Source organism: Tessaracoccus lacteus (genome assembly GCF_029917005.1).
GTDB classification, from domain to species: domain Bacteria; phylum Actinomycetota; class Actinomycetes; order Propionibacteriales; family Propionibacteriaceae; genus Arachnia; species Arachnia lactea.
In genome coordinates this window covers 2210367-2233120 of sequence record NZ_CP123967.1, presented here as the reverse complement: position 1 = coordinate 2233120, position 22754 = coordinate 2210367, and the positions used below count along the sequence as shown (strand labels likewise).

The 22754-nt window shown below is 68.3% G+C and carries 25 protein-coding genes and 1 riboswitch; of the genes, 14 read left to right on the top strand and 11 right to left on the bottom strand.

All coding sequences use genetic code 11. From position 1 onward, the window contains the following. Positions 1 to 5 precede the first annotated feature (5 nt). Complete coding sequence (locus QH948_RS10385) at positions 6 to 692, bottom strand: hypothetical protein (RefSeq protein ID WP_281144318.1); 687 nt, start codon at positions 690 to 692, stop codon at positions 6 to 8. Positions 693 to 763: 71 nt separating this feature from the next. Beyond that, a riboswitch (cobalamin riboswitch) is annotated at positions 764 to 890 on the bottom strand. 45 nt (positions 891 to 935) lie between these two features. Continuing rightward, positions 936 to 1205 (bottom strand): hypothetical protein, encoded by a 270-nt coding sequence (locus tag QH948_RS10380; RefSeq protein WP_281144317.1) that lies wholly within the window; start codon positions 1203 to 1205, stop codon positions 936 to 938. A 53-nt stretch (positions 1206 to 1258) separates the two neighbouring features. On the opposite strand from QH948_RS10380, the gene QH948_RS10375 reads away from it, so the two are divergent. The 4 genes from QH948_RS10375 (at position 1259) to QH948_RS10360 (ending at position 4787) form a co-directional block, all read left to right on the top strand. Next, positions 1259 to 1765, top strand: coding sequence for an NUDIX hydrolase (locus QH948_RS10375; RefSeq protein ID WP_281144316.1), 507 nt, complete (start codon positions 1259 to 1261; stop codon positions 1763 to 1765). A 143-nt stretch (positions 1766 to 1908) separates the two neighbouring features. Next, positions 1909 to 2205 carry a co-chaperone GroES gene (gene groES / locus QH948_RS10370; protein ID WP_219083541.1) on the top strand — a complete coding sequence of 99 codons (297 nt, stop codon included), beginning with the start codon at positions 1909 to 1911 and terminating at the stop codon, positions 2203 to 2205. A gap of 12 nt (positions 2206 to 2217) precedes the next feature. After that, entirely contained in the window at positions 2218 to 3807 is a 1590-nt protein-coding gene (groL, locus tag QH948_RS10365) for a chaperonin GroEL (protein WP_281144315.1), read from the top strand. A gap of 188 nt (positions 3808 to 3995) precedes the next feature. Then, a complete protein-coding gene (locus tag QH948_RS10360) occupies positions 3996 to 4787 on the top strand; it encodes a hypothetical protein (RefSeq protein WP_281144314.1) in 792 nt (263 codons plus the stop codon). Between the two features lie 81 nt (positions 4788 to 4868). On the opposite strand, the gene QH948_RS10355 is transcribed toward QH948_RS10360, so the two are convergent. Next, entirely contained in the window at positions 4869 to 5144 is a 276-nt protein-coding gene (locus QH948_RS10355) for a DUF1540 domain-containing protein (RefSeq protein ID WP_281144313.1), read from the bottom strand. Positions 5145 to 5373: 229 nt separating this feature from the next. Between QH948_RS10355 and QH948_RS10350 the strand changes: the two genes are divergently transcribed. Further along, positions 5374 to 5541, top strand: a complete 168-nt coding sequence (locus QH948_RS10350) for a hypothetical protein (protein WP_281144312.1) — start codon at positions 5374 to 5376, stop codon at positions 5539 to 5541. 28 nt (positions 5542 to 5569) lie between these two features. Here QH948_RS10350 and QH948_RS10345 read toward each other — a convergent pair whose 3' ends face one another. Further along, entirely contained in the window at positions 5570 to 5710 is a 141-nt protein-coding gene (locus QH948_RS10345) for a hypothetical protein (protein ID WP_281144311.1), read from the bottom strand. Between the two features lie 170 nt (positions 5711 to 5880). Between QH948_RS10345 and guaB the strand changes: the two genes are divergently transcribed. Genes guaB through QH948_RS10330 form a run of 3 tightly spaced genes read left to right on the top strand, consistent with a single transcriptional unit; the run spans position 5881 to position 8833 of the window. Continuing rightward, positions 5881 to 7386 carry an IMP dehydrogenase gene (gene guaB / locus QH948_RS10340; protein ID WP_281146179.1) on the top strand — a complete coding sequence of 502 codons (1506 nt, stop codon included), beginning with the start codon at positions 5881 to 5883 and terminating at the stop codon, positions 7384 to 7386. A 29-nt stretch (positions 7387 to 7415) separates the two neighbouring features. Next, positions 7416 to 8516: a GuaB3 family IMP dehydrogenase-related protein gene (locus QH948_RS10335; protein WP_281144310.1), complete on the top strand. Its 1101-nt coding sequence runs from the start codon at positions 7416 to 7418 to the stop codon at positions 8514 to 8516. Positions 8517 to 8527: 11 nt separating this feature from the next. After that, the gene (locus QH948_RS10330; RefSeq protein ID WP_219083548.1) at positions 8528 to 8833 is read left to right on the top strand and encodes a chorismate mutase; all 306 of its coding nucleotides are present in this window, start codon (positions 8528 to 8530) and stop codon (positions 8831 to 8833) included. 3 nt (positions 8834 to 8836) lie between these two features. Here QH948_RS10330 and QH948_RS10325 read toward each other — a convergent pair whose 3' ends face one another. Further along, on the bottom strand, positions 8837 to 9199 hold the full coding sequence (locus QH948_RS10325) for an META domain-containing protein (RefSeq protein WP_281144309.1): 363 nt from the start codon (positions 9197 to 9199) through the stop codon (positions 8837 to 8839). A gap of 125 nt (positions 9200 to 9324) precedes the next feature. On the opposite strand from QH948_RS10325, the gene QH948_RS10320 reads away from it, so the two are divergent. From QH948_RS10320 to QH948_RS10305, 4 genes are all read left to right on the top strand, one after another. Continuing rightward, positions 9325 to 9963 carry a TetR/AcrR family transcriptional regulator gene (locus QH948_RS10320; protein ID WP_281144308.1) on the top strand — a complete coding sequence of 213 codons (639 nt, stop codon included), beginning with the start codon at positions 9325 to 9327 and terminating at the stop codon, positions 9961 to 9963. Next, complete coding sequence (locus QH948_RS10315) at positions 9960 to 10844, top strand: ABC transporter ATP-binding protein (protein ID WP_281144307.1); 885 nt, start codon at positions 9960 to 9962, stop codon at positions 10842 to 10844. The genes QH948_RS10320 and QH948_RS10315 overlap by 4 nt, the downstream gene beginning before the upstream one ends. Beyond that, entirely contained in the window at positions 10841 to 12478 is a 1638-nt protein-coding gene (locus QH948_RS10310) for an ABC transporter permease (RefSeq protein WP_281144306.1), read from the top strand. The genes QH948_RS10315 and QH948_RS10310 overlap by 4 nt, the downstream gene beginning before the upstream one ends. Before the next feature lie 296 nt (positions 12479 to 12774). Beyond that, positions 12775 to 14709, top strand: a complete 1935-nt coding sequence (locus QH948_RS10305) for a DUF222 domain-containing protein (RefSeq protein WP_281144305.1) — start codon at positions 12775 to 12777, stop codon at positions 14707 to 14709. A gap of 89 nt (positions 14710 to 14798) precedes the next feature. On the opposite strand, the gene QH948_RS10300 is transcribed toward QH948_RS10305, so the two are convergent. Further along, the gene (locus QH948_RS10300; protein WP_281144304.1) at positions 14799 to 16136 is read right to left on the bottom strand and encodes a restriction endonuclease; all 1338 of its coding nucleotides are present in this window, start codon (positions 16134 to 16136) and stop codon (positions 14799 to 14801) included. Between the two features lie 66 nt (positions 16137 to 16202). Beyond that, positions 16203 to 17222, bottom strand: a complete 1020-nt coding sequence (locus QH948_RS10295) for a DNA cytosine methyltransferase (RefSeq protein ID WP_281144303.1) — start codon at positions 17220 to 17222, stop codon at positions 16203 to 16205. 77 nt (positions 17223 to 17299) lie between these two features. On the opposite strand from QH948_RS10295, the gene QH948_RS10290 reads away from it, so the two are divergent. Then, a complete protein-coding gene (locus tag QH948_RS10290; RefSeq protein ID WP_281144302.1) occupies positions 17300 to 18238 on the top strand; it encodes a NaeI family type II restriction endonuclease in 939 nt (312 codons plus the stop codon). A 252-nt stretch (positions 18239 to 18490) separates the two neighbouring features. On the opposite strand, the gene cysK is transcribed toward QH948_RS10290, so the two are convergent. After that, positions 18491 to 19420 carry a cysteine synthase A gene (gene cysK / locus QH948_RS10285; protein WP_281144301.1) on the bottom strand — a complete coding sequence of 310 codons (930 nt, stop codon included), beginning with the start codon at positions 19418 to 19420 and terminating at the stop codon, positions 18491 to 18493. 119 nt (positions 19421 to 19539) lie between these two features. On the opposite strand from cysK, the gene guaA reads away from it, so the two are divergent. Continuing rightward, on the top strand, positions 19540 to 21090 hold the full coding sequence (guaA, locus tag QH948_RS10280) for a glutamine-hydrolyzing GMP synthase (protein WP_281144300.1): 1551 nt from the start codon (positions 19540 to 19542) through the stop codon (positions 21088 to 21090). 65 nt (positions 21091 to 21155) lie between these two features. Here the strand turns inward: guaA and QH948_RS10275 are convergent, their stop codons facing one another. Genes QH948_RS10275 through QH948_RS10265 form a run of 3 tightly spaced genes read right to left on the bottom strand, consistent with a single transcriptional unit; the run spans position 21156 to position 22711 of the window. Next, positions 21156 to 21416 (bottom strand): PspC domain-containing protein, encoded by a 261-nt coding sequence (locus QH948_RS10275; RefSeq protein ID WP_281144299.1) that lies wholly within the window; start codon positions 21414 to 21416, stop codon positions 21156 to 21158. A gap of 9 nt (positions 21417 to 21425) precedes the next feature. After that, on the bottom strand, positions 21426 to 21617 hold the full coding sequence (locus QH948_RS10270) for a hypothetical protein (RefSeq protein WP_219083559.1): 192 nt from the start codon (positions 21615 to 21617) through the stop codon (positions 21426 to 21428). Beyond that, positions 21614 to 22711, bottom strand: a complete 1098-nt coding sequence (locus QH948_RS10265; protein ID WP_281144298.1) for a PspC domain-containing protein — start codon at positions 22709 to 22711, stop codon at positions 21614 to 21616. Before QH948_RS10265 ends, QH948_RS10270 begins: the two co-directional genes overlap by 4 nt. Positions 22712 to 22754 lie beyond the last annotated feature (43 nt).

Sequence of the window (22754 nt, the reverse complement as noted above, 5' to 3'; positions counted from 1 at the left end):
ACGGCTCAGCGACCGCCGAGCGGGCCGGTCTTCTTACGACGCCCGACCTGCCAGGCGATCAGCCCGGCGCCGACGGCGACCACCGCGATGCCGACGACGATCCAGCCCATCGTGCCCGAGTCCTCAGGGGTCTCCTCCTCGGCAGCCTCGCCCTGCGTGGCCTCGGCTCCGGTGACGGGCAGGTCCTGGGCAGTGGCCCCGGCCGCGGGTGCGACCTCGGTGCCGTCCTGGACGATCTTCAGCGTGGGCGGAGTGCAGCCCTCCTCATCCGCCTTGTTGTAGCACCAGGCCTCGATGGTGCCGCCCGCCGGGACGCTCTCGGCGGGGCCGGTCTGCGCGTAGGCGTACTCGGCGCCCGCCGAGCCCTGCCAGTAGTTCCAGTACTGGCCGTTGAAGGCGGCCGGGCACTCGGACGGTTGGCCGCCCAGCGTGCAGACGAAGTTGCTGGAGTCGTAGCCGATGGCGACGCCGGCGGCCTCGATAGCCGCGATGCCGGTGGCGGGGGTGCCGACGCATTGGTTGGCGATGACGGTGCCCTCCTCGTCGACGATCAGCAGCCACACCTCATCGGAGGACAGGCACTCGCCGACGGCGTTGGACTCGCCGTCGGCGTGGGCGGCGAGCGGCGCCGTGAGTAGGGAGAGGGTCATGGTGATCGCGCCCAGCAGGGCGACCACGAGTCGTCGGGTCATTCGGAGCTCCTTCGCGGCACGCGAGGAACGCATCCGGTGAGCCCGGAAGCCGCGCATTCCTCGACGCAACAGTTCAGTTCCCGGCCTCCGCAGGTTCCCGGCTCGGCTCTCGCCTCACGGTTGCGGGTCAGCGCCGGATTCGCACCGGACTTCCCTCTCGGGCCGCGCCCGCGGTCGGCGGGCACCCGTCAGCCTAGTGCGCCGGACATGCGCTGTGCCGAAACGCGCGGTGCATTTTCCCCGTCAGCGCCCGCCGAGCGCGCCGGAGGGGCCGCTGCGGCGTCGGCGGGCGACCAGCACCAGGACGGCGACCGCCGCCGCGAGGCCCGCCGCGGTGCCGATCAGCGCCCAGGGGGTGCCGGTGTAGCACCAGCCCTCGACGGAGCCGGCCGGCGGCCGGTACCCCTGCGCGCCGCTGTCCGAGTAGTCCCAGGCCCCGACGTGCCAGGGGCTCACCGGCTTCCCCACCTCGAGACTGGGCCCGTCCGCGACGGGCATGGCACGTCTAGCCATGCTCTGGCGTCGAAGCGGAAGATGAGATGGAGCCGGTGGACTAGCGTCGAGGCATGTCGTTTGCTCCCGAACTCACCGTCCTCGGCTACGTCACCGATCCAACCAGGCGGCGCGTGCTGCTGGTGCACCGCATCGCGCGCTCCTCCGACGAACAGCTGGGGAAGTACAACGGGCTCGGCGGGAAGGTCGAGCCGGGGGAGGACGTCGTCGCGGCCATGCGCCGCGAGCTGATGGAGGAGGCGGCCATCGACGCGACCGACCTCGAGTTGCGCGGCACCGTCTCCTGGCCCGGTTTCAACGGCCGCGACGTGTTCGGGTTCGTGTTCCTCATCACCGGCTTCACCGGCGAGATCCCCGACTCGAACGAGGAGGGGACGCTCGCCTGGCACGACGTCGCGACGATGATGCGGCTGCCGATGTGGGACGGCGACCGGCACTTCCTACCGCTGGTGTTCGACGCCTCCATCGCACAGTTCCACGGCGTCATCCCCTACGACGGCGGGCACAGCACCGGATGGCAGGTCACCACGCTGCCGAGTCTTGGCACTCGGCTTGAATGAGTGCTAACTCCGCGATAACTTAGACATTGGCACTCGACCCCGTCGGGTGCTAACCGGCCAGGCGGCACCCGCGACGACGCCCGGCCCCTGAATGCAAGCAAGTGACCCGGGGCAACCCGGATAACGAAAAGAAAGGTGTTGACGTGGCAACCACGATCAAGCCGCTCGAGGACCGTATCCTCATCCAGCCCCTCGAGGCCGTTCAGACCACCGCCTCCGGCCTCGTCATCCCCGACACGGCCAAGGAGAAGCCGCAGGAGGGCAAGGTCGTCGCCACCGGCCCCGGCCGCGTCGATGACAAGGGCAACCGCATCCCGCTCGACGTCGCCGAGGGTGACGTCGTCATCTTCAGCAAGTACGGCGGCACCGAGGTCAAGTACGACGGCCAGGAGTACCTGCTCCTGAACGCCCGCGACATCCTCGCCGTCGTCTCCAAGTAAGGACGCGCACCCATGGCAAAGATTCTCGCTTTCGACGAGGAGGCCCGCCGGGCGCTTGAGCGCGGCGTCGACGTCCTCGCCAACACCGTCAAGGTGACGCTCGGTCCCAAGGGCCGCTACGTCGTCCTCGACAAGCAGTGGGGCGCCCCGACCATCACCAACGACGGCGTGACCGTCGCCAAGGAGGTCGACCTGGAGGATCCGTACGAGGATCTCGGCGCCCAGCTGGCCAAGGAGGTCGCCACCAAGACCAACGACGTCGCCGGTGACGGAACCACCACCGCCACGGTGCTCGCCCAGGCCATGGTCCACGCCGGCCTGCGCGCCGTCGCCGCCGGGGCCAACCCCGTCGGCCTCAAGCGCGGCATCGACAAGGCCGTCGAGGCCGTCGTCGATCAGCTGGCCGCCAACGCCCGCGCCATCGACACCACCGACGACATGGCCTCGGTCGCCACGATCTCCTCGCGTGACGAGCAGATCGGCGCCCTGATCGCCGATGCCTTCGACAAGGTCGGCAAGGACGGCGTCATCACCGTCGACGAGTCCAACACCTTCGGCACCGAGCTCGAGTTCACCGAGGGCATGCAGTTCGACAAGGGCTACCTGTCCCCGTACTTCGTGACCGATGCCGACCGCATGGAGGCCGTGCTCGAGGATCCCTACATCCTCATCCACTCCGGCAAGGTCTCCTCGATGAACGACCTCCTGCCGCTGCTGGAGAAGGTCATCGCAGCCAAGGGCACCCTGTTCATCGTGGCCGAGGACGTCGACGGCGAGGCGCTGTCGACCCTGGTCGTGAACAAGATCCGTGGCACCTTCACCTCAGTCGCCGTCAAGGCCCCGGCCTTCGGCGACCGCCGCAAGGCCATGCTCGAGGACATCGCGATCCTGACCGGTGGTCAGGTCGTCGCCCCCGAGGTCGGTCTCAAGCTCGACCAGGTGGGTCTCGAGGTGCTCGGCCGCGCCCGTCGCGTCGTCGTCACCAAGGACAACACCACGATCGTCGACGGTGCCGGTGAGTCCGACGAGGTCGCCGGTCGCGTCGCGCAGCTGCGCGCCGAGATCGAGCGCACCGACTCCGACTGGGATCGCGAGAAGCTCCAGGAGCGCGTCGCGAAGCTGGCCGGTGGCGTGTGCGTGATCAAGGTCGGCGCCGCCACCGAGGTGGAGCTCAAGGAGAAGAAGCACCGCATCGAGGACGCCGTCTCGGCTACCCGTGCGGCCATCGAGGAGGGCATCGTCGCCGGTGGCGGCTCCGCGCTCATCCACGCTGGCTCCGTGCTGCAGGACTCCCTCGGCCTCACCGGTGATGAGAAGGCCGGTGTCGAGGTCGTCGCCAAGTCGCTGGTCGAGCCGCTGCGCTGGATCGCCGAGAACGGCGGCGAGGCCGGCTACGTCATCACGACGAGGGTCGCCGAGCTGCCCGTCGGTCACGGCTACAACGCCAAGATCGGCGAGTACCAGAACCTCGTCGAGGCCGGCGTCATCGACCCGGTGAAGGTCACGCGTTCCGCGCTGGCCAACGCCGCCTCGATCGCCTCGCTGCTGCTCACCACCGAGACCCTCGTGGTGGACAAGCGCGAGTCCGACGACGACAAGTGAGTCGCTGAACTCTCCCGCGCGGCCCCGTCCTGCTTCGGCAGGGCGGGGCCGTCCGCTTGTCCGGGGATCTCATTGAGGGGGCCGATGACGCGCTATGCGGCGACATAGGTTAGGGTGGCCTACGTTGCACATACCGCAACACCGCAGTTGTGAAATTGACTGGGACCGTCACACGGAGGAACCGACGCATGACACTGTCGTTCGAGGCGCCGAAGACCGAGGTCGAAGGGCGCGCGGCGGCGCTTGCGCGCAGGCTCGTGGGAGGGGCTGGGGCGGCTTCGCTCGACGCCTACCGCGTCGGCGAGTGTCTCGAGTTTGTAGCGCACGGCATCGCCGAGGACGGCTCGCTGGTGGTCGCCGCGATCCCCGCGGGCGCCCTGGCCGCAGCCGGCGACGGCGTCCCGATCGACGTGCGCCTCGACGTGGTGAAGCAGGCCCCGGATCCGGCCGTCTCGATCGTGTCCGCCTCCGTGCACCTGCTCGGGGAGCTGACGTGGGTCCCAGCCGCCGAGGTGGCCCTCGGTGAGTTGCCATCATCGGTCGCATCGCTGGCCGACATGCCCGGCGTCCGCTACGGCGTCGTCGCCGTGCGCAGGGCGGTGCTGCACGACCTGACCGGCGCCACCGTCATTGACGGGGACCAGTTCCACTATGAGGCGCCCTCGGCCGTCGATGGCTACGCCGCCTTCGAGAAGGTCGCGGGCCTCGACCAGGGGATGCTCAAGGACCTCTGTTGGGCCGTCATGGTCGACGCGACGCCCGGCCTGGTCGTCAGCAAGCCCGCGATGCCCAACGTGTGCCAGCACATGGCCGACCGCGTCTTCTGCGTCGACGTCGACGCCCGCGGACTGACGATGATGCTGGTCGGCACCGAGGAGACGCTGCTGGTCTTCGCGGCCTTCTCCCACCCCGTCGCCTCGCTGCCGGACCTTGACGCGCGGCTCTTCGACCTCATGGGTGCTGCCATCCTGGCCGCCTGAGCCCACCCGGAACACAGACAGCGCGGAGCGCGTGAGCCAAGGCTCACGCGCTCCGCGCTGTTGTGTCGAGGGACCGCTGGATCAGCGGACTTCGTAGGTGGCGCAGGTCGCCGTGTCGGTGACCTCGATGCCCTCGGCGGCGCACATCAGGTCCTTGTTGTGCGCGCACTCGAGGCGCTGGCAGGCCCCGACCTGGCCGGCCGCGGTCTGGAGGCCGCCGCGGGCGTCGAGGGTGATGAAGGTGACGCAGGAGGGCTTCTCGCCCCCGGCGATGGTGACGGCGAAGGCGGTGCAGCCATCGGCGTTGTAGGCGCACGAGGTGGTGGCGCAGGCCTTGACGGCGGAAACGGTGCTCATGATGACCTCCTGGGACGTGACGTATTACTGGGTAGCCTAAGCCCCGTCCGGGTCGCTCACAAGGCCAGTAAAGCTCTCCTTACTAGGGCTTTTACTGATCGGAAGAGTCAAATGCGACAATGAAGTGTTGCCTAAATAGGGCTTTCTTAATTCGCGACTCGCGGATTCGGCGTGACAAGGACCGGACCCCGCGGAGGCGGGCCCGGGGCTTTGCGGGGGGGGGGACTACTTGACCTTCGCTCGTGGATCGCCGGGGGGCGACGGTTTCACGTCCATCGGGTGGGAGCCCGCTGACGTCACGCTGACCTACGCCTGGTTCCGCGACGGCGCGCAGCTGCCCGGCATTGACACCGCCAGCTACACCGTCTCGAAGGACAACATCGCGGCAAGCAGATGACCGTGAAGGTCACCGCCTCCGCCGATGGCTACGCCGACGCGAGCGTCACGACGGCACCCACCGCGAAGGTCGTCGGGATGACCTTCAAGACGGCCAGTCCGACCATCTCCGGCACCCGGCAGGTAGGGCACACCCTGACCGCCAAGGCGGGGTCCTGGACCTCGGGCACGAAGCTGAGCTACCAGTGGTACCGCGACGGCCCGGGACGTGGTTCCCGGGCCGTCGCGCCGTCCAGGGAGGGGCCGCCGGGGCGAGCGGTGGTTAGGGTCGACGCCGTGGCGGGGGTAGGATTTGGGGTAACGATCCCCCCGAGCGAGAGGCGCTTTTGTGCAAGACGAGCTGACCGGATCCGGGGTTCCCGCCCCGTTCGCCGCGCTGGGTCTCACGTTTGACGACGTGCTGTTGCAGCCGAACCAGTCGGACATCATCCCGTCCCATGTCGATACCGGCACCCAGTTCACCAGGCGCATCCGGCTGAACGTCCCCCTGCTGTCCGCCGCCATGGACACTGTCACCGAGTCGCGGATGGCCATCTCCATGGCCCGCGAGGGCGGCATCGGCATCTTGCACCGCAACCTTTCGATTGCCGACCAGGCACACATGGTCGACCAGGTGAAGCGCTCGGAGGCCGGGATGGTCACGGAGCCCATCACCGTGGCCCCCGAGGCGACGCTGAAGGAGGTCGACGACCTCTGCGCGACCTACCGGATCTCCGGTGCCCCCGTGGTCGACCCCGACGGCATCCTGGTGGGCATCATCACGAACCGTGACATGCGCTTCGAGGACGACCCCACCCGCCGCGTCAGCGAAGTCATGACCCGCATGCCGCTCGTCACGGCCCCTGTCGGGGTGTCGAAGGACGGCGCGCTTGCGCTGATGGCCGAGCACAAGATCGAGAAGCTGCCGATCGTCGACGGGACCGGCCGACTGACCGGTCTGATCACCCTGAAGGACTTCGTCAAAGCCGACAAGTACCCCGCCGCCGCCAAGGACGACCAGGGGCGCCTCCGCGTCGGCGCCGCCGTCGGGTTCTTCGGCGACTCGTGGGAGCGCGCCATGGCTCTCGTGGAGGCCGGCGTCGACGCCATCATCGTCGACACGGCCCACGGCCACAGCACCGGCGTCGTCGAGATGATCAAGCGCCTCAAGGCGGAACCCTCCGTGCGGGACGTCGACATCGTCGGCGGCAACGTCGCCACCTACGCGGGCGCCCGGGCGCTCGTCGAGGCGGGAGCGGACGGAGTCAAGGTGGGCGTCGGCCCCGGCTCCATCTGCACCACCCGGGTCGTCGCAGGCGTCGGCGTCCCCCAGGTCACTGCAATTTACGACGCTGCCCGCGCCTGCCGCCCGGCCGGCGTCCCAGTCATCGGCGACGGGGGCCTCCAGTACTCCGGCGACATCGCGAAGGCGATCGTCGCGGGCGCCTCGACCGTCATGCTCGGCTCGCTGCTGGCCGGCTGCGAGGAGAGCCCGGGCGAGTTGGTGTTCATCAACGGCAAGCAGTTCAAGAGCTACCGCGGCATGGGTTCGCTCGGTGCCATGGCCGCCCGCGGCCGGAAGCCCTCCTATTCCAAGGACCGCTACTGGCAGGGCGACGTCACAAGCGACGACAAGCTCATCCCCGAGGGCATCGAGGGACAGGTCGCGTACCGCGGCCCGCTCGGCGCCGTCGCCTACCAGCTGATCGGCGGGCTGCGTCAGTCCATGTTCTACTCGGGCGCCGGCACCATCGCCGAGCTTCAGGAGCGCGGCCGCTTCGTCCGTATCACCGCCTCCGGGCTGCGCGAGTCGCACCCGCACGACATCCAGCTGACCGCCGAAGCCCCCAACTACTGGTCGCGCTGAGCCGCGCGACCCAGAGACAGGACACCCACATGTACGAGCTCGGACGCAGCAAGCGGGCCAGCCACGCCTACTCCTTCGATGACGTCGCCATCGCGCCTGCGCGCCGCACCCGCGGTGAGGACGAGGTTGACCTGACGTGGAAGATCGACGCGGTCTCGTTCGATGTGCCGATCGTCGCGGCCCCGATGGACTCGGTCATGTCACCGTCGACCGCCATCGAAATGGGCCGCCTCGGTGGCCTGGGCGTCCTCAACCTCGAGGGGCTCTGGACCCGGTACGAGGACCCTCAGCCGGCGTATGAGCTGTTGACGCAGGACTGTGACCAGGTCACGGCCACCAAGCGGCTGCAGGAGATCTACGCCGAGCCGGTCAAGCCGGAGTTGATCCGCGACCGCCTCGCCGAGCTGCGCCAGGCCGACGTGCCCGTCGCCGGGTCGCTGTCTCCCGCACGCACCCAGGAGTTCGCGCCGATCCTGGAGAAGGCCGGCATGGACTTCTTCGTGATCCGCGGCACCACGGTCTCCGCCGAGCATGTCGGCGGCGAGAACGCCCTGAACCTCAAGGAGTTCATCTACAACTTCGACACCCCGGTGCTGGTCGGCGGAGTGGCCACCTACCGCGCGGCCCTGCACCTGATGCGCGCGGGTGCTGCTGGCGTGCTCGTCGGCTTCGGTGGCGGCACCACGCACACCACCAGCGCCGTGCTGGGCATCGAGGTCCCCATGGCCTCGGCCGTCGCCGACGTCGCCGAGGCCCGACGTGACTACCTGGAGGAGTCGGGCGGGCGCTACGCCCACATCATCGCGGACGGCGCCACCGGTCGCTCCGGCGCCATCGCCAAGGCAATCGCCTGCGGCGCGGACGCGGTCATGGTCGGCTCGCCGCTGGCCAGGGCAACCGAGGCGCCCGGCCGCGGCTGGCACTGGGGATCCGATTCCTACCACCCGCGCCTGCCGCGCGGCCAGCGTTCGTTCTTCGAGCAGGTCGGCACGCTCGAGGAGGTCGTGCTCGGCCCGTCGCGCGTCCCGGACGGCACCATGAACCTGGCTGGCGCCCTGCGCAAGTCCATGGCGCTGACCGGCTACACGGACATCAAGAGCTTCCAGCGGATCGACCTGATCCTCCACTGACAGGAGCCCCGATGGACGAGGCACAGGCCAGGGCCGAGCTGCAGAGGCTGCGCGGCAGCATCGACAACATGGACTCCGCGCTCATCCACCTGCTCGCCGAGCGGTTCAAGGTGACGCAGCGGGTCGGTGAGCTCAAGGCGGGCGCAGGGCTGCCGGCCGCGGACACCGGCAGGGAGGCGCAGCAGATCGCGCGGCTGCGGGCACTCGCGGCCGAGGCCGACCTGGATCCGGAGTTTGCCGAGAAGTTCATCACGTTCATCGTGCGTGAGGTGGTCCGCCACCACGAGCAGATCGCGAAGGGGCACCCGGGCCAGTAGGGCTCAGCCGGCCTTCGCCAGAGTCCCGATCTCGGCGCCGGAGCTGTCGAAGACCGTCATCGTCGCGTCGTCGACGGTGGCCGTCGACATGGTCGAGAGCCAGGTGTCGACGTCCTCGCAGTACATCTGGGTGGCCGCGACCTCGCCGAAGGTCACCGTCTGCTTGTCCTCCGACCAGGTCCCGGTGAGTCGGTTACAGCCGTCGGTCCCTGTCAGGGTGCCGTTGCCCTCGAGGACGAGCTGCGGACTGCCGTCGCTGCCCTCGCCCCAGGTGCCCTCAGCGGCGCTGCCTGCGGCGCATCCGAACAGCACCGCGATCGCCACGGCGGCCGCGAATGCCGCTCCCGCGGCCGTCGTTCCTGACATGGTTTCACCTCCGCCTCCCGACCACGCCGTCGGGATGGGGTCCACAATAGGGCGGCGTCGCTCCGGAGTCGACAGCATGCACCGCTCCTATTGCACGAGCGTATAGTCGGTTATACGATTGTGTAATGGCTGAGGATCTGACGGCCCGCGCGAGGTTGCGCGACGCGGGCATCGCGCTGGTGGCCGAGGGTGGGACCGCGTCGCTCAGTGCCCGGGCCGTCGCCGAGCGCGCCGGCGTCACGCCCGGCCTCATCCGACATCACTTCGGCTCGATGGCCGGCCTGCTGGAGAGCTGTGACGACCACGTCGCCGCCATCATCCGCGACCGCAAGGGGGAGGGGATGGCACAGGGGCTCGGCTTCGACGCTGTCGCCGCACTCCGGGACGCCGGCAACCAGACCGTCATGGCGTACCTCGCTCGCAGGATCCCCGACGACGCCCCGGCGATCGCGCAGCTGGTGGACCAGATCGTCGACGACGCCGTCGGCTACCTGCGCGTCGGGCAGGAGAGCGGGCTGGTCACCGCGACCGACGACGATCGCGGCCGGGCCGCGATCCTCACGATGTTCTCGCTGGGGTCGCTCACGATGCACCGGCACCTCGCCCGCCACTTCGGCGTCGACATCACGTCGGCCGACCTCGTCGCCCAGCCCGGCTATCCACGCTACCTGCTCGCCATGGTCGACGCGCTCGGCGCGGTGATCGAACCGGGCGCCCTCGAGACCTACCGCACCGCCATCGCCCAGCTGAGGGAGAAGCCATGAACCCCATCGTCACGCAGGCCATGACCAAGCATTACGGGAAGTTCCCCGCGCTGGTCGACCTCGACCTCGAGGTGCGCCCTGGGGAGGTCTTCGGGTTCCTCGGGCCCAACGGCGCCGGCAAGTCCACCGCGATCCGGTGCCTGCTGGGCGAGCTGAACCTGACCTCCGGGACGGCGCAGGTGCTGGGCGCCGAGCCACGCGAGGTGGGGCATCGCGCCCGACTCGGGTACGTGCCCGCAGACCTCAACCTATGGCCGGGCATGACCGGGCGGCAGACGCTGCGTTTCTTCGCGCGGCTCCGCGGCGGCGTCGACCGGGCCTACACGGACTCCCTGGCCGAGCGCCTCGGAGCCGACCTGGACAAGAAGGTCGGGGATCTGTCGACGGGCAACCGGCAGAAGGTCGGCCTGATCGCGGCGTTCATGCATCGTCCTCAGTTGCTGATCCTCGACGAGCCCAACGCAGGTCTCGACCCGCTCGTGCAGCACGAGTTCTGGGCCATGATGCGTGAGGCCGCCGACGAGGGACGGTCGGTGTTCCTGTCGAGCCACACACTCTCGGAGGTCGAGCGGGTGGCAGACCGCGTCGGCATCATCCGCCGCGGGCACCTGATCGCCGTCGAGGAGGTCGCCGAGCTGCGCAGCAAGCGCATGCGGCGCATCGAGCTCGACGTCGACGGGGAGTTGAGCGCGGCGGACCTCGAGGCCGTGCCCGGGACCCGCGACGTGAGCGTGCTGCCCGGTCGGGCGACGCTGGACTTTGACGGGGAGATCTCGCAGCTGCTCGCCGCAGTGACCGCGAAGGCCCACCTTCGCGACCTGCACACGCAGGAGGCAGACCTGGAGGACATCTTCCTCACGTACTACAAGGACGAGTCGTGAACGCGGTGGTGCTCGGTCGGGGGCTGACCGAGGGGTGGCGCGGCATGCTGATCACCGCCGGGTCCGTCGCGGCGATGCTCGCCCTGGCGCTGTGGATGTACCAGGACATCGACCTCGGGATCTACCAGGCGATGCCGGAGGCCATCCGTGCCGTCATGGGCATCCCGGCGGACGCCGACGCGTCGATGATGGCGTACAACGAGATGCTCGGCGCCATCGGAGGGCTGGCGTTCACCGGCGTCGCGATCGCCATCGGGGCACGCGCCGTCGCGGGCGAGGAGGCAGACCGCACGCTGTCCGTGGTGCTTTCGGCGCCCGTGTCGCGCGCGACCTTCGCCGTGTCCAAGGCAGTCGCGCTGTTCGGCGTAGTCGCGGCGGCCGGAACCCTGATGTACGCGCTGGCGGAGCTGGCGCCCGTCCTGGTAGGCGTTGACAAGGGCGAGGCCCACGTGATGGCCGTCATGATCCACCTCACCGCCTGCGGGGCCTTCCACGGCGCGCTGGCCTTCGCGATCGGAGCGGCCACTGGACGGCGCGCTGTCGCCTCGGGAGTCGCGGCCTTCGTGATGGTCGCCGGCTGGCTGGGGAACGGGCTGCTGCCGATGTGGCGCGAGGGCGCCGCCGACTGGATCCCGTGGACCTGGTTCAACGGGTCGAAGCCCCTTGTCAACGGTGTCGACGGAGGCCACCTGGCCCTGCTGCTCGGCGGCGCCGTCCTGTTGGTGGTGCTCGGCACCCTGGCCTTCGCCCGGCGCGAGCTGAGGCTGCAACAGTCTGGCGGGGCGCTGCTGTCCCGCCTGCAGGCCAACCCGATGGTCGCCAAGGTGCTGGCCCCGACGGCCGCGGGGTCGTCGTTCTTCGGCATTTCGATGGCGTCGCAGGCCGTGCTGCTGTCGTACGTCGTGTTGATCCTGGTGCTGCTCGGAGTCTCGATGCCGGCGATGTGGAACGTGCTCGAGGACACCATGGCGGCGTTCGCGCAGTCGTTCCCCGAGTCGATGGGGGCGCTGTTCGGGGGCGGCGACCTGACGTCTCCCGGCGGCTTCCTGCACATGGAGATCTTCGGCCTGATGGCCCCGATCTGCGTGATCCTGGTGGCGGTCGCCGCAGCTTCCGGCGGACTCGCGGGCGAGGAGGGTGCCCGACGGCTGGCGCTGCTGCTGGCCGCGCCGATGAGGCGTGCGGGGGTCTACGCCACCGTCGCCGCCGTGATGATGGTCAAGTCGGCCATCGTGGCCGCCACGTTTTACCTCGGCATGTGGGGCGGCCTCGCGCTGGCGCGGATCGACGGCGTGAGGCTCGGTGACCTGGCCTGGGCTTGCGTCCTCCTGATGCTGCTGGGCTGGTGCTTCGGCGCGCTGGCGCTCGCCCTCGGAGGGGCAACGGGCCGGTCGAAGGTCGCAGTCTGGGGAACGACCGCCGTCGGCGTCGTCACCTATTTCGCGTACACGATGCTGCTGGCGGTGGGGAAGGAGAACCATGGCTGGTTCTCGCCGTTCCGCGCCTACCTCTACGGCCCGCCGCTGCAGGAGGGGGTGCTCTGGTGGCAGCCGGTGTGGCTGCTGGTCGCGACGGTCGCCCTGCTCGCCGTCGGCCTGCCGCTGTTCCTCCGCCGCGACCTCCGCCTGAACTGAAGCGCCCGGTCCCCTGAGCCCATCTTCCCTGAGCCCACCCCGGTTCCCTGAGCTTGGCTCAGGTTCCCTGAGCCAACTCGAGTTCCCCTTTCCGGCACAAAGATGCGCATGTCGGTGCCGCTGCACTATGACAACAGTGGCACCGATATGCGCATCGTTGTGCACGGAAATCGTGCTGGACACGGGGACGTGGCAACCGCCGACGACGCTGTCGCTCCGTTCAGGATGAAGTGCCCGTGTGGATAAATCAGACGGGCGTGCGAAAATTGTCGGTGGCGGGTCGTAGCGTCAGGGTCATGGAAACCCGGCGACGTGACGATTCCCGGGAGGCGACCATCCGCCTCCGCGCCGGTGTCGCTCTGCGTCGCCGCGGCGAGGCCGAGGAACTCGAAGCCATCTGCGACCTGGCCGTCGCGTACAGGTTGGATGAGGCGGACCTGTTGGATTATGGGACCGAGATCTACCGGGACCGCGACACGAAACTCCCAGAGAAGCTGGTCCGCCCCGGTGGGGAGGGTACCCCGGGTGTGTCGGAGTTCCTGGCGATGGAGGTTGCGGCGCTGCTGAGGTGTTCGCAGACGGCTGCGATCGAGAGGATCGCCTCCGCGCTGAATCTGAAGTACCGCCATCCGATGCTGTTCGAGGCCGTGCTCAACGGGGAGGTCGAGTGCTGGCTCGCAGCGAGGGCGGCCTGGCTGTGTCGGGACCTGGATCCGATGCACGCCGAGACCGTCACCGCCCGTTGGCTGCCGAGGCAGTACGGCCTGGTGCCCAGCGCCGCGCTGGCGGAACTGAAGAAACTGATCATCCGCGCCGACGCGGCCGCCGCCAAGGAACGGGAGGCTGAGGCCCGGGCGCGGCGTGGGGTGTGGCTGCGTGACGAGGAACCCGGCGTCACGAGCATCGGTGGTCGGCTCGACGTGTTGGATGGCAGGATCGTCGACGAGCGACTGCACCAGATCTCGGAGCGGTTGAAGGCCCGCTATCCCGGCCTGGGCCACTCCGCCCGGCGGGCGAAGGCCCTGTCGCTGGCGATGAACCCGGACCTCCTTCTCACACTTCTCGAAGCCGATCAGCCCGCCCTCGGCATCGGCTGGGACGGTCCCTGCAGCGAGTCGAACATCGGCACGGCTGCAGGGCCCTTGGTCCTCGAGTCGCCGCTGGCAGTGGAGCCGCCTGACGAGGACGATGAGCCCCCGTTCCCTGATGATGAGCCTCCCGACTGGCAGCCACCCGACGATCCGCGACTGGACCGCTCGGGTGGAGTGGGACCTTTCGCTTCGCTCAAGGCGCCTCGACAGGCCTGTGCTGAGCCCGGTCGAAGTGCTCGGCGACCCGACCGGGTCCCTGAGCTCGTCGAAGGGCCACCCGATGATGATCTGCGGTCGGATCGCTCGGGCCTGGTAAGTCCTTTCGCTTCGCTCAAGGCGCCTCGACAGGCCTGTGCTGAGCCCGGTCGAAGTGCTCAGCGACCCGACCGGTTCCCTGAGCTCGTCGAAGGGCGCCGAGCGCAGCGAGGCGAGGACCCACCGCCCCACGCAGTGCTTTCCGGCATGGCCAGCGTTGACGAGACGCAGGACTGGAGCCGGGACCCTTCGCTGCGCTCAGGGCGCTTCGACAGGCTCAGCGAGCCGTCGACCCCCCTGCCGAGGGTGGAGATCATCGTGCACATCACCACGGACAAGGACGCAAACCTCGACCCCGTCGCATCGGTCGAACGCGCCGACACCCTCACCACCACGCTGCTGGGCGAGTTGCTCGGCGACGGATACCGCAACGGGGAGATCGCCCTGAAGGTCCAGCCCGTCATCGACCTGAACAACACCCCCGCCGCCGACGGGTACCGGCCGACGCGGCGGATGCGCAAAGCCCTGCGGTTGCTGCGCCCCACGGAGGCTTTCCCGTTCTCCACCCGCACCCGCCGCCTCGACATCGACCACAACACCACCTACCAGCCCGGCCGACCCAGCCAGACCCGACTGGACAACCTCGCCCAGCTCTGCCGCCGCATCCACCGCGGCAAGACCAAAGGCGCCTGGGTGCTGAACCAGATCACACCCGGCCACTTCCGCTGGACCAGCCCCCTCGGTTATGTCTACGAGGTCACCCACGGCGGTGCATGGTTGGAATGCACCCCCGACCTCGGCCCCCAGCCCAGCACCGTCGATGAGACCATCCACCACTGGTGCGAAACCATCGCCGACGCCGCCACCCTCGCCCGCTGCGGCTGACAACACTCGCTGCGGCCTCCGCCGCTCAGTGAGACGGACTCCCTGCGCTGCGCAGGGCGCCTCTCTAATGATGGGAGGTCATGCTTCGCTCAAGAGCCCAATTGCGCTGCCTTGAGGGAGCGCTCCGGATACCTAACATCATCGACGAGGAGCTTAGTAGCTTCTGCTGCGGGTCGTTCCGCGTCACCAGCGGCAACCCAGTCGGACGGAACTGGTCTCTCCCCGGGGTTGACCAGAGACCCAGGGGCCCCGAGGGGGAACTTGAGTTCGAGGTAAGAGCAGAGCGTCCGGGGATCGTTCATCCCCATGCGCTTCAGGATGTCAACGATCTCGCGTCCAGTCACGAACACGATCGGGTGCTCGTCCTCTCGTACCTCTTTGTACGCCTGCTGGGCTATGAACGCCGTCGTGACGAAGACTCCGAACTCGCGGTGCTTGATACGCGAGATGAGTCGGCTCACCATCCTGACGCCGAGCCCGCCGCCCTCGGGGTCGTAGCACTTGGCTTCGAGGGCGAACTGGAGCTTGACCGGGTCGCTTGTCGGTCCGAGTTGATATTCGCCAATCGCGTCGCGCCCTCCGTCTCGACTGGGTCGAGTCACTTCGATCGATGTCACATGCGGATCGAACTGGACCCACATTTCGGCTGCGAAGTTCTCGAACTGCACTGGCTCTAGAGAGAAGTGCCGGTGCACGGCCTTGAGAATCCACAGATCAGTGGCATCAGGGAGCTGCTCGAGCTTGGAACGAACGTTGGTGTTCCGTGGCGCCTCAAGGGGCTGATAGATGCGACTCCTGACCCAGGCACGCCATTCCGAGGGGCAGGCGGGGCCTAGAGGGTCGCCAGCCAGAACTTCGTTGATCCACGCCCGAGAGACTCGTGGGGTCTTCAGGACTGTGAAGTGGGAACGGTAGTTCTGGAACCTCAGCTCGCGCGTCGTGCGCCAGATTGCCACGAGCTCCTCGTCGCTCGTGAGTCTCGGAGATCCTGGAGCTAACAACCCGCGGAAGCGAACGGCTCTGCCAAGGACCTTCTCGAACAGAAAAATGGGAGGTACCGAGAGCCTCTCTGTGGCATCTGCGCGTGAGGCGGCAAAGATGTCTCGGAGCAGCAGATTGCCTCGTCGCGGGGTGTCGTGCAGTGACTTTCCGGGGCGTCGGTTGTCGCCGTAGTAGGTGAAGTCGCCGGTCGTCGGTTCAATGTGATCGGGCCAGTCGATCTCCTCACCAGAGGTGTAGAGGACGGCCAACCGAACGGTCTTGTCGAGGACGCTGCCCTTGAATCTGAAACCGCCCTGGTTTCCAACGGGCATCAGTCTGCCGAGAGGGTCATCACTGAAGTTGCCGAAGCTGCCCCCGAGGTAGACGCGGTCGAGGATCAGATCAGCAGTCGCGAGCTGATCGAATGGAACTGCGTCCTCTTGCATGGCCACATACTGCCAGGTCCATGGCGTCTGCGGGTCGCAGGTGAGCGAGCGGCGTCTAGTCGAGCGTCATGAGGCGGCAGCGGGCATGGGGTGAGGGTCTCGTTCGAAGGTGAGCGACCGGTCAGCGACCTGACCGGATTCCAACGCCTTGCGGATTGCCCGCCCAACGGCCTCGGCTACTGGGGGAGGAAAGGCGTTCCCCACCTGCTTGTACGAGTTGGTCTTTCGCCCAACGAAGTGCCAATCATCGGGGAACCCCTGAACCCGTGCAGCCATTCGCACTGTCAGCCTCGGCATCCCCTCGTGATATGGGGAAGGCGGTGCATCAGCGATGGTGCGGCCTTCGACGCCCAGTTCAGCCCACGCCCGTCGGGCACGTGTCGGGCCGAGATCCGGGCCTCCGTGCTTCTTGGAACCTCCGACAAGAGTCGGCGCGATGGTCTGTGCATTGGTCGCCCACTCGGCGGCTCCCAGCCATCCTCCTTCGGACATGAGGTCGCCCAGCGCCTCGCCGACGCTCGGGGCAGGCTGTCCGGAAGGCTCGGGCCACGCAAAGAAAGGCGCATACTCTTCGGCGAGCGCTACCAGGATGGAACGCGGCCGCAGTTGGGGGACGCCGAAGTCGGAGGCCTGGAGCAGCCGCCACTCGCCGCGGAAGCCCATCTCCTGAAGCTCTTGCAGGATGTGGCGACGGTAGTCATCGAACTTGGCGTCGAGCAGTCCGCGGACGTTCTCGAGCATGACGGCGCGGGGCTGAAGCGTCTCAACAAGCCGGAGGGCGGTGGGAAACAGGTCGCGCTCATCGTCTCGTCCGAGTTGTCGACCGGCCATCGAGAATGGGGGACAGGGCACGCCGCCAGCGAAGAGGTCAACACGGCTGTCGATCAGAGTCTGGGGCGGCGTCCACTCAAGAAGGTCAACCTCGATGACGTTCCACTCCGGACGATTGGCTCGGAGCGTCGCGCAGGCGTGCTTGTCGAGTTCGATCACAGCTGAGTGCTCGAAACCTGCGCGCTCCAGGCCAAGTGCCTGACCACCGGCGCCGGCGCAGATCTCGACAGACGTCAGTGCTCTGCTTCTCTCCATAGGGCAAACCTACCTGCGGTGACTGACAATCCCTATGTGGGCTCCCTGCTCCGTCGGCGAACGCTAGCCTGCTAGCCATGGTGGAGCAGCCAACGCAGAGTGACCCGCAGGCAGACGCAGCCGTACTGGAGGACGCAGCCGTACCGGAGGTCGTCTCGTGGCTACGAGTGCAGGATCCGCACGGAGAGAGGATGGCGAAGGTCTTCCGAGAGACCTTCGACCAGATCTATGACGGCCAGCGGACGGGTCGGTATCGCCTCGATCAGCTCTTCAAGACTGAGAAGACGCACTTTGGAACACTGATTGAGATCAACCTGCAGCGAGAGTTCAAGTTTGAGGACGGTGACCTACTCGACTTCTCGATCTTGGGTATGGAGATTGACTGCAAGTACTCGCACAGTGGCCAGTGGATGATTCCGGTCGAGGCATTCGAGCAGTTGCTGCTCGTCGCTAAGGCTGATGATGCGAAGACGCAGTGGAGTGTGGGAGTCGTCAGGGCCACCGCGGCGCATCGGCGGGTGAGTGAGAACCGCGACCGCAAGACCAGCCTCAACCCGGATGGGCGAGCGGCCGTTCAGTGGGTGTTCAGAGACCACCCGATGCAGCCCAACGCGCTCCTGCAACTCCCGCGGGAGTTAGTTGATCACGTGATGGGTCAACCGAGCGGACAGAAGAGGCTCAACGAGCTGTTTCGCGTGGCCCAGAACCTACGGCTGAGTAACAACATCATCGCGACCGTTGCCCAGCAGAAGGACTACATGAAGAGAGTTCGCAGTAACGGAGGGTCGCGCTCCGCACTCAAACCCGAAGGCATCATCATCCTGAGTGGGGACTACAACGCGCAGAGGAGTCTGGCTGGGGCGCTTGGTGCAGTGATACCGGAGCCTGGTGAAGTGGTAAGTGTCACGGTAGTTCCCGCGGAGAGCGCCTTCGAAGGAGTGCCGATCGGGGATGGTGTCTGGCGGCTCGCGCGGCTCGGAGAGGAGCCGACAACCGCAGCACCTGCCGTGAGGTGAACCACCCAGTGCCTGCCCTTGAGCCGGGATGGGGACGGGGAGGATCCGTGCGGCGACCTGCCGATCCCTCTCGATGAGATCACCTGTGAACGGGCTCTTGAGGAGGGCATTGACAAGTCATGGCTGTCTCAACCGGCGCCATGTGCGTGGTGACGAGCCCTGCAGCCAAGGGAGGCGTCGCGTCGCTAGGCTGGTGCCCAGAAGCAGTGAACGGGGCCCGGCGGCAGCCGGACCCCGTTCGCGGGACTCAGGTCACTTGTCGAGCAGGCCCTCGAAGAGCACGGTGGACAGGTAGCGCTCGCCGAAGGAGGCGGCGATGGCCACGATGGTCTTGCCGGCATTCTCCGGGCGGGCGGCGATCTCGGCCGCGGCGGAGAGGGCGGCGCCCGATGAGATGCCCACCAGCAGGCCCTCCTCGGTTGCGGCCTTGCGGGCGAACTCGACGGCCTGGTCGATGTTGCGGGGGAGGACCTCGTCGATCACGGAGCGGTCGAGGATCTCGGGGATGAAGTTGGCGCCGATGCCCTGGATCTTGTGCGGGCCGGGCTGGCCGCCGGACAGGATCGGCGACTCGGCGGGCTCGACGGCGACGATCTGGACCTCGGGCTTGCGCTCCTTGAGGACCTGGCCTACGCCGGAGATGGTGCCGCCGGTTCCGACGCCCGCGACGAGGATGTCGATCTTGCCGTCGGTGTCGTTCCAGATCTCCTCGGCGGTGGTCCTGCGGTGGATCTCCACGTTGGCCTGGTTGGCGAACTGGCGCGCAAGGACACCCCCGCGCTCCTTGGCGATCTCCTCGGCCTTCTCGACCGCGCCACGCATGCCGGCGGGGCCGGGGGTTAGCACGAGTTCGGCGCCGAATGCGCGCAGCAGCGCGCGACGCTCCAGCGACATGGTCTCGGGCATCGTCAGGACGACGTTGTATCCACGCGCGGCGCCGACCATCGCGAGCGCGATGCCGGTGTTGCCGGAGGTGCCCTCGACGATGGTGCCGCCCGGCTTCAGCTCTCCGGAGGCCTCAGCGGCATCGACGATGGCGACGCCGAGGCGGTCCTTCACCGAGTTGGCGGGGTTGTAGAACTCCAGCTTGGCGGCGACGGTCGCGTTGTCGCCGGCGATGCGGTTCAGCTTGACAAGGGGGGTGCGGCCGATCAGCGCCGTCACGTCCGGGTAAATGCTCATGTCAGCGCCAACCCGCCTGACAGGGCGGTTTATTCCCGACGCAGCGGAGATTTTCCGGAGAGGCCCAGGCCAGGGCCCCGAACGTGCCACGGGTGTGTCGAAGCTCTAGACTCGGCCGCATGACTGCACACGAGAAGGTTCTCGTCGTCGACTTCGGTGCCCAGTACGCACAGCTCATCGCCCGCCGCGTCAGGGAGGCCTCGGTCTACTCCGAGATCGTGAGCTCGAAGCTCTCAGCCGACGAGATCCTCGCCCTCAGACCCTCCGCGATCATCCTCTCGGGCGGCCCCGCCTCCGTCTACGCGGACGGCGCACCCTCGATGGACCCGGCGATCTTCGAGGCCGGCGTCCCGGTGCTCGGCATCTGCTACGGATTCCAGATCATGGCCCAGGGGCTCGGCGGCACCGTCGCGAGGACCGGCCAGCGCGAGTACGGCCGCACGTCGCTGTCGATCAACGACTCCGGCTGCCTGCTCGCGAGCATGCCCAACACTCTCAACGTGTGGATGAGCCACGGCGACTCGGTCTCCAAGGCGCCGAAGGGCTTCAAGGTGCTGGCCCGCACGGCCGGTGCCCCCGTCGCCGCGTTCGAGGACCTCGGCCGCAAGCTCGCGGGCGTGCAGTGGCACCCAGAGGTCCTGCACTCGCAGTGGGGCCAGCAGGTGCTCGAGCACTTCCTGTTCAACATCGCGGAGCTGACGCCCGACTGGACCCCCGAGAACATGGTCACCGAGGCCATCGACTCCATCCGCGCCCAGGTGGGCGACCGCCGCGTGCTGTGTGCGCTGTCCGGAGGCGTGGACTCGGCTGTCGCCGCCGCGCTAGTGCAGCGCGCCATCGGCCCGCAGCTCACCTGCGTGTTCGTCGACCACGGCCTCCTGCGTCAGGGGGAGGCCGAGCAGGTCAAGACCGACTTCGTGGCCGTCACCGGCGTCGACCTGGTCGTCGCCGACGAGAAGGACCGCTTCCTCGGCGCCCTGGCCGGCGTGTCCGACCCGGAGACCAAGCGCAAGATCATCGGAGCTCAGTTCATCCGCACCTTCGAGTCCCAGGCCCGCGAGATCGCCGGCGACAAGGGCATCGACTTCCTCGTCCAGGGCACGCTGTACCCCGACGTCGTCGAGTCCGGAGGCGGCGAGGGCGCGGCGAATATCAAGAGCCACCACAACGTCGGCGGCCTGCCCGAGGATCTGCAGTTCACGCTCATCGAGCCGCTGCGCCAGATGTTCAAGGACGAGGTCCGCGCCGTCGGCCTTCAGCTCGGCCTGCCCGAGGAGATGGTCTGGCGCCACCCGTTCCCCGGCCCGGGCCTCGCGATCCGCATCATCGGTGAGGTCACCGAGGACCGGCTCGACACCCTGCGCCAGGCCGACGCCATCGCCCGCTACGAGCTCGCCGCGGCCAAGCTGGAGCGCGACATCTGGCAGTTCCCCGTCGTGCTGCTCGCCGACGTCCGCTCCGTGGGCGTCCAGGGCGACGGCCGCACCTACGGCCACCCGATCGTGCTGCGCCCCGTCACCTCCGACGACGCCATGACCGCCGACTGGGCCCGCCTGCCCTACGAGGTCCTGGAGAAGATCTCCAACCGCATCACCAACGAGGTACCGGAGGTCAACCGCGTGGCCCTCGACATCACCAGCAAGCCCCCGGGCACCATCGAGTGGGAGTGATCCCACCCGGACGGCCGACGGCCCCGCAGCTCGACGAAGCTACGGGGCCGTCCGCGTCAATGGGCTCAGATGCCGCCGTCGGTGTTCTTCCGGTCGGCGGCCCAGCGCTTGGCCTTCTCGATCCCGTCCTGCGCGAGCGTCCCGCTCTGGCCCTCCTTCGGCAGGATGACCCACAGCAGGGCGTAGACGACCAGGGCGGTGCCGGCGCTGAACACGGTCAGCACGACGAAGGCGACGCGGATCCAGGTGGGGTCGAGGTTGGCGGCCTTGGCGATGCCTCCGGCCACGCCCGCGACGATGGCGTTGTTGCTACGGGACAGACTCATGACATTTCCTTACTTGTTGCGGTTCCGGGTGGTGCCGCGGTGGATCAGCAGACCGATTCCCCCCGCGGCGGCGAGGATGACGGCCAGGATGGGCTGGATGGCGGCCGAGCTCAGCTGCCCGGCGAGGACGAGCACCACGCCGAAGCCGATGGCGGCAAGGCCGAGCGCGATGGCGCCCGCGTCGATTCCGGGTCGGTTCATTCGCCCCTCACCACCTTGACATCAGAGGCGGTGGCGTCGATGACCAGCCGGTCGAGCACCGTCACGCCGGTGTCCGTCTCGACGTCGGGGTCCGCGGCAAGAGAGCTGAGCGTCAGGTCCGAAGAGAGCTCGCCGACCGGCCCGGGCACGGCCACGGTGATGTCCGCGGCCACCGCGCGGATGACGACCTCGTCCACGCCGGTCAGATCCGCCTCGCCCAGGTCGATGGTCTCGTCGGTCGCGGTGGCGCTGATCTCCAGGACCCCGGGGTCGGGTGCCGGACCAGCGCCAGACTGGCTGGCGAGCCAGCCGCAGCTGAGGACGGCGACGGCAAGCGCCGCGAGCACCAGCCGCGGAACTCGACGCGTGCGCATCACCAGCGCGAGGACGACGGCCGTGGCGCCGGCCGCGACCACGCCGGCCGCGAGGGAGACCGCATCGGAGAACCCGGCCACGAAGTGCGCGATCGCGCCGACTCCGCCCCCGGCGGCCAGCACTGCTAGACCCGCCAGCCACGAGCGTCGGGCCCGGGGCGGGGCGGGCGCCGGGACCACAGGGGCGGTGTCGAGGTCCAGCTCTGGCACGGTGTGGACTGTGGTCCCCGCCGCGGCCTCGAGCCGGGACCGCCATGCCACGAGCTGCGCGTCGACGCTCAGCTCCTGGCCGGTGGGCTCGGGAGACCGGACTCCGCGCAGCGCCCACCGGCGGACGACGATCACCACGCCGAGCAGCAGGAACCCCGCACCCCAGGGCAGCGGCGTGGAGGCGGCCACCACGAACGTGAAGATGAGCGTCGTGATGATGACCGCGGCCTTCTGTGACCCGAGGCTCCACGTCCGGAAGGAGGGGAGCAGTGCATCGATGGGCCGGCTGCCTTGCGGGCCGCGGGTCAGCAGCGTGCCCCAGCCGTAGAGGGCGAGTCCGAGGCCCGCGCTGAGGGCAAGGACCACGAACGCGACGCGCACGATGATGACGTCCACGCCCAGCCGCTGCGCCATGGCGCGGCTCAGCCCCGACCCGAGACCGTCGGCCTCGCGGCGCGTCAGGTCCCGACAGCTCGGGTCGAGCCAGGCGAGGTCGAGTTCGGTGGACATGCCTCCAGTGTGGCCGATGGCGCGAAACGACCGCATCGGGAAA

What these genes read in the sequence shown, in the direction of transcription:
- QH948_RS10375 (WP_281144316.1), top strand. Translation starts at nt 1,259, where the DNA reads ATGTCGTTTGCTCCCGAACTCACCGTCCTCGGCTACGTCACCGATCCA.
- guaA (WP_281144300.1), top strand. Translation starts at nt 19,540, where the DNA reads ATGACTGCACACGAGAAGGTTCTCGTCGTCGACTTCGGTGCCCAGTAC.
- QH948_RS10385 (WP_281144318.1), bottom strand. Translation starts at nt 692, where the DNA reads ATGACCCGACGACTCGTGGTCGCCCTGCTGGGCGCGATCACCATGACC.
- QH948_RS10315 (WP_281144307.1), top strand. Translation starts at nt 9,960, where the DNA reads ATGAACCCCATCGTCACGCAGGCCATGACCAAGCATTACGGGAAGTTC.
- cysK (WP_281144301.1), bottom strand. Translation starts at nt 19,420, where the DNA reads ATGAGCATTTACCCGGACGTGACGGCGCTGATCGGCCGCACCCCCCTT.
- QH948_RS10380 (WP_281144317.1), bottom strand. Translation starts at nt 1,205, where the DNA reads ATGGCTAGACGTGCCATGCCCGTCGCGGACGGGCCCAGTCTCGAGGTG.
- QH948_RS10360 (WP_281144314.1), top strand. Translation starts at nt 3,996, where the DNA reads ATGACACTGTCGTTCGAGGCGCCGAAGACCGAGGTCGAAGGGCGCGCG.
- QH948_RS10325 (WP_281144309.1), bottom strand. Translation starts at nt 9,199, where the DNA reads ATGTCAGGAACGACGGCCGCGGGAGCGGCATTCGCGGCCGCCGTGGCG.
- QH948_RS10295 (WP_281144303.1), bottom strand. Translation starts at nt 17,222, where the DNA reads ATGGAGAGAAGCAGAGCACTGACGTCTGTCGAGATCTGCGCCGGCGCC.
- QH948_RS10305 (WP_281144305.1), top strand. Translation starts at nt 12,775, where the DNA reads ATGGAAACCCGGCGACGTGACGATTCCCGGGAGGCGACCATCCGCCTC.
- QH948_RS10265 (WP_281144298.1), bottom strand. Translation starts at nt 22,711, where the DNA reads ATGTCCACCGAACTCGACCTCGCCTGGCTCGACCCGAGCTGTCGGGAC.
- QH948_RS10275 (WP_281144299.1), bottom strand. Translation starts at nt 21,416, where the DNA reads ATGAGTCTGTCCCGTAGCAACAACGCCATCGTCGCGGGCGTGGCCGGA.
- groL (WP_281144315.1), top strand. Translation starts at nt 2,218, where the DNA reads ATGGCAAAGATTCTCGCTTTCGACGAGGAGGCCCGCCGGGCGCTTGAG.
- QH948_RS10270 (WP_219083559.1), bottom strand. Translation starts at nt 21,617, where the DNA reads ATGAACCGACCCGGAATCGACGCGGGCGCCATCGCGCTCGGCCTTGCC.
- QH948_RS10320 (WP_281144308.1), top strand. Translation starts at nt 9,325, where the DNA reads ATGGCTGAGGATCTGACGGCCCGCGCGAGGTTGCGCGACGCGGGCATC.
- QH948_RS10290 (WP_281144302.1), top strand. Translation starts at nt 17,300, where the DNA reads ATGGTGGAGCAGCCAACGCAGAGTGACCCGCAGGCAGACGCAGCCGTA.
- QH948_RS10355 (WP_281144313.1), bottom strand. Translation starts at nt 5,144, where the DNA reads ATGAGCACCGTTTCCGCCGTCAAGGCCTGCGCCACCACCTCGTGCGCC.
- QH948_RS10335 (WP_281144310.1), top strand. Translation starts at nt 7,416, where the DNA reads ATGTACGAGCTCGGACGCAGCAAGCGGGCCAGCCACGCCTACTCCTTC.
- QH948_RS10300 (WP_281144304.1), bottom strand. Translation starts at nt 16,136, where the DNA reads ATGCAAGAGGACGCAGTTCCATTCGATCAGCTCGCGACTGCTGATCTG.
- QH948_RS10330 (WP_219083548.1), top strand. Translation starts at nt 8,528, where the DNA reads ATGGACGAGGCACAGGCCAGGGCCGAGCTGCAGAGGCTGCGCGGCAGC.